At 37.2% G+C, this 4883-nt stretch carries 1 protein-coding gene; it reads right to left on the bottom strand.

Features of this window, described 5'->3' with window-relative positions:
* Window positions 1–2: 2 nt before the first annotated feature.
* Window positions 3–4862, bottom strand: coding sequence for an SDR family oxidoreductase (locus AC3DU7_RS20410; protein WP_488041138.1), 4860 nt, complete (start codon window positions 4860–4862; stop codon window positions 3–5).
* Window positions 4863–4883 lie beyond the last annotated feature (21 nt).

The following is a 4883-nucleotide window of genomic DNA, read 5'->3' as shown; positions in this document are numbered from 1 at the left end:
CATTAACTCCAAAACTGCTGTAAGTATTGAAGCATAGTTTGAACATATTTATTGTTTGTAGGAGTAAACATGATGTTACTGCCAGATAATCCATTTTTAGCATTACTATTATCAATAGTTATAGATTTTTTATTTGATTTTTCTTCTGGGGATTTTTGATTATTCAACTCCAAATTTAAAAGGTAAAAAGCATAATATGAATTTTCTGGAGAAGTTGATAAATTCTTGATCCAATCGTTTAATGAAACTTTTTTCACCGAAGAATCTAATGAGCAAATACAATCAAATAGATTATTATAAGATGTAGGTTCAGGGTGAATTAAATGAAAAGCTTTACCTAAAGATTCCTCTTTTTGAGAAAGATGAAAAATTGCTTGAGCAACTTCGTTAACAGGAACCCAACCCATTTTTTCGTCTTCTAGAGTTGGTACCATTCCTAACTGAATACAACCTTGAATCATACGGCAAATTCTATCATTAATATTACTGACACCAGTTTGAGAATCTCCTGTTATCATTCCCAGTCGATAGATACAGGTAGGAATACCTCTATCTTGTGCTGCCATTATCAATTTTTCTGCTACCCATTTACTGTGTGTATAGCCTTTTTCATTCCAGGGAAATTCAGTGAGAGGATCGGATTCAAAAAGAATTGTACTTTGAGAATTATTAGGTAATGATAAAACTGAAAGAGTAGACATAAAATGCACTGGTTTAAGATGAATTTTACTAGCTAATCTTAAAATTTCTTGAGTGCCCAAAACATTAGCTGCTTTGAGTACAGTATAGGGGTAAATATGATTAACCCAAGCTCCATTATGATAAATGACATCAATCTGATTAGCTAGATGGTTAAATTGCTCTATTGATAGTCCTAAATATTTGGCAGACAAATCTCCCACAATAGGGATAATTCTGGAGTTAAATGATTCATCCCAAAGGAAATAGGATTCTAGTTTACTTTGCAGTTTTTGTTTAGCTGAATCAGTATCGGTGGCACGGATTAAGCAATAGATATTTGCCGAAGTTTTTTGTAGTAATTCATTAAGTAAATATGTCCCTATAAAACCAGTGGCTCCTGTCAATAAAATATTATTGGGATTGATAATATTTTTACCAACTATAGTCGTAGGAACAATAGTAGGGTCTAAAATTGCTTCTGCATTGAAATTGATTTCTTCATAATCGGATATAGCATTACTAACATCGGAGGGAGTATAATCAGTTGTTTCTATAGACTGACAATGTTGTATGATTTTTCGTAATTTTTCAACATAACATTCAGCTAAATTTGCAATGGTATTTTGATGGTGAATGGCAGAACTATAAGTCCAATTAAGTTGCAATTTACCCCCAGAAACAGAGCCTCCTATATCTAGAGGATAAAAGCGAGTTCCCTTTAAACTACGACCAATTCCACGAGACTCGGAAGCAGGTTTAAATAAAGAAGATGGCTGTAAATTTCCATCAAATTGACCTAAATAATTAAATCTGATATCGCTTTTTGGCAATTCCTGTAGTTGACTAACAGTTTCCTCATCTCCAAGATAGCGCAATAAACCATATCCAATTCCACCATTGGGAATTGCCCGTAATTTCTCTTTCACTATTTTCAAAGCATTCCCTACTTCTACATCTGCCTGTAAATTTAATCCAACTGGAAATATAGAAGTAAACCAACCAGTTGTGCGTGAAAGGTTCACATCGGAGAAAATATCCTCCCGTCCATGACTCTCTAAATCTACCATTAAGGAAGAATTTCCTGTTTGTTGTTGCCAAGCGAGTACTAAAGCTGTTAGCAGCACATCATTAATTTGAGTTTGATAAGCTGCTGGCACTTCCTGGAGTAAAGCTTGAGTTTCTTCTTGAGTTAGTGTCACCGATACTGTTTTAGATAGTGCGACAGTATTATCGCCCTCTGGATAATCTTTTTGCAGATGAGCGACAGGTTGACTAAGCTCTTTGATCCAATAGTTTAGTTCTGATTTCAGCTCCTCTGACTTAGCATAATCACCCAATTTTTCAGACCACTGTTTGAATGAAGTCGTTTTTGCAGGTAATTTAATTTCACTGCCTTGACTAAGTTGTTGGTAAACAGTTTGAAAGTCTGCGAGTAAGACGCGCCAAGAAATACCATCCACAACTAAATGATGAATTGCTATCAACAGACGGTTTGGCTGATTCCCCGAAAATTCAAACAAAGCTACTTTGATCAATTCTTGGGAGAGATTAAGACTTGCTTGTATTTGAGTTGCTAAATCTTCAAATTCTGAATCATCAGCAACAGCTATTCGGACAAAAGGTATTTGCTCTTTGGGTTCCTCTAAAAATTGTTGCCACTTTCCTTCATTCTCCACAAACCGCAACCGCAAACCATCGTGATGTTGTAGGAGATGGGATAAAGTTTCTTCTAATAATGTGAGATTAATTTCTGGGGAGACTTCCAACAACACTGATTGATTCCAATGATGTGCTTCTGGTAAATTTTGCTGAAAAAACCAATGTTGGATAGGAGTAAGGGGAACTTCACCTGTGACAATTCCTTGTTCTGCAATAAAAGCTGGCAGTGCATCAACAACAGTGGCTAATTTAGCGATCGTTTGATGTGCAAATAATTGTTTTGGAGTAATATTCAAACCAACTTGGTTAGCTTTGGCAATTACCTGAATACCTAGAATTGAATCACCTCCTAATCCAAAAAAGTTGTCGTTGATGCTGACTTTTTCTATTCTGAGTACCTCTGCCCAAATTTCTGCCAGTTGTTTTTCTACTGTAGTAGTAGGAGCAACAAAAGTATTTTGACTGAGAATTGTTTCGGGAGTAGGAAGTGCTTTGCGATCTATTTTGCCGTTAGCTGTCAGAGGTAATGATTTGAGTGGTACAAATGCTGAGGGTATTGTCGGTTCTGGTAGTTTTTCTGTGAGAAAGTTTCGGAGTTGTGCGCTCAGAGATTCTAATTCTTGGTTTAAGACAACATAAGCTACTAAGCGTTGGCGTTCTGGTTCGTCTTTTCGGAGTATAACTACAGTTTCTGCTACTGCTGGATGTTGGTTAATTGCGGTTTCTATTTCTCCCAATTCTACGCGGAAACCGTGGATTTTAATCTGGTTGTCAATACGTCCGAGAAATTCAATGTTGCCGTCTGGCAAATAACGAGCTAAGTCTCCTGTTTTGTAAAGGGAAGAAGAATCCCCCCTAACCCCCCTTTGTAAGGGGGGAACATTATCGAGCTTCCCTGTTTGTAAGGGGGGAACATTATCGAGTTTCTCTATTTGAAAGGGGGAAATATTCTCCAGTCTCTCCCTTTCTAAGGGGGACGGAAGGGGGATTGTAATAAATTTTTCTGCTGTTAATTCTGGGCGGTTGAGATAACCACGACTTAATCCTGCCCCACCAATATGCAGTTCGCCAGCTACTCCGATGGGTACGGGTTGCTGATGTTTATCTAATATATAGATGTGGGTATTGGCAATGGGAGAACCCAAAGGTACTGTTTTGGCATAACTACTATATTCTGTTTCCGCAGCGGAAGGGAGTTCCTTATTGTCTAATTTAAAGGTAGTTACGCCGACTGTGGTTTCACTGGGGCCGTAATGATTGAAAATTTGACAATCAGGTGCTAATTTTTGGATGCGTTCTAATAATTGCCATGAGAGTGCTTCTCCTCCCAATATCAGTCGTTGACGAGGCAGGATTTTTTCTGGGTGGGATGAAGATAAGAGCGCTCCCAAATGGGAAGGTACTATTTTCAGGCAGTCGATGGGGTGGGTGCTGAAATAGTCTGTGAGAGCTTCCGCATCAAAAACACGTTCTTCTGAGATTATATGTAGGGTTCCTCCAGAACATAAGGCAGGAAAAACAACGGTGTTTCCGAGATCCGCAGCAAATGTAGAGACTATTGCGTATGTAGCAATAGTACATTGTAGTATGTCTTGAATGCTGTAGATATAATTTGAAAGTTGTTGATGTTCGACTGCGACTCCTTTTGGTTTTCCAGTGGAACCGGAAGTGTATATTAAATAGATGAGGTTTTCTGGGGTAACTTCGCTGGTGGGGTTTTCGGTGCTTTCTTGGGAAATTTTATCCCAGTCGCTGTCGAGACAGATTTTTTCTATTTCATTGTTGGCTAAATTTTTGACTAAGTTTTGTTTGGTTAGAACTATTGGTATGTTGGCATCTTGTAGTCTGAAACTCAGATTTTCTAGGGGTAGCTTTGAATCTAGGGGTAGGTATGCGCCTCCTGCTTTGAGTATTGCTAAGATGGCAATAATTATTTCTAGGGAGCGATCGCTATAAATACCGACTACTACTTCTGGTTTGATTCCTTGTCGTTGTAAATAATGGGCGAGTTGATTACTTTTAGCATTGAGTTGGGAGTAGGATATTTGTTGCTCTTCAAAGACAACGGCAATATTATCTGGATTTAGTTTTGCTTGCTCTTCAAATATATTGTGAATACATTGATTGACTGGGTAAGTTTTTTGAGTATTGTTAAATTCAACCAGCAGTTGTTGTAAGTGATGATTATTGTTAATTTTTAACTGACTAATTTCTGCTGCTGGATTTTCAACCGCACCAGTTAATAATGTTTGAAACTGTTCTCCTAATCTTTGGACATCCTCAATTTTATAAGCATTAGCATCGTAGTGAAATTCAGCGGTTAATTTGTCACTTTCAGTAACAACTAGTTTGACTTGATATTTATCAATACAAGTGTAAATTCTGTCTAGAGAAAAATTAGTATTGCCGAAAATATTGTTAAGTTCAATAAATTCAAAATTCAGAGGTAAAAAACATTGCTGAGAATAATTTTCTGTTGAGGCAACAAATTGTTCCCAGGTAAAATAATCCTGCCATTTCAAAACTTCAGAAACAGATAATTT

It is taken from the genome of Okeania sp. (genome assembly GCF_983059655.1).
This window is presented reverse-complemented; position numbering and strand designations above follow the sequence as displayed.